Here is a 529-nt window from a genome sequence, read left to right as displayed (position 1 = left end):
AAGGTGGGGATGACGTCAAATCATCATGCCCCTTATGACCTGGGCTACACACGTGCTACAATGGACAGAACAAAGGGTTGCGAGACCGCAAGGTTTAGCGAATCCCATAAATCTGTTCTCAGTTCGGATCGCAGTCTGCAACTCGACTGCGTGAAGCTGGAATCGCTAGTAATCGCGGATCAGCATGCCGCGGTGAATACGTTCCCGGGCCTTGTACACACCGCCCGTCACACCACGAGAGTTTGCAACACCCGAAGTCGGTGAGGTAACCTTTATGGAGCCAGCCGCCGAAGGTGGGGCAGATGATTGGGGTGAAGTCGTAACAAGGTAGCCGTATCGGAAGGTGCGGCTGGATCACCTCCTTTCTAAGGATATATGGAGCAGCGTGCGTTTTGGTCTTGTTTAGTTTTGAAGGATCATACCTTCAAAACATGTCTCTAGCGAGACAGGATTGTTCTTTGAAAACTAGATAACAATAAGTAATACATTCACATTGAATGCAATGCAAAGTTCATCACACATAGTGATT

General features: G+C 48.6%; 1 rRNA gene. It reads left to right on the top strand.

From position 1 onward, the window contains the following. Positions 1–365: ribosomal RNA gene (locus R0K30_RS21015) — 16S ribosomal RNA — on the top strand; the annotation flags it as partial. Between the last annotated feature and the right edge of the window lie 164 nt (positions 366–529).

The sequence above is a fragment of the Bacillus sp. SIMBA_154 genome, assembly GCF_046536015.1.
GTDB lineage: Bacteria > Bacillota > Bacilli > Bacillales > Bacillaceae > Bacillus > Bacillus pumilus_P.
The sequence above is the reverse complement of the archived record's forward strand: the minus strand, read 5'-3'. Positions and strand labels throughout refer to the sequence as shown.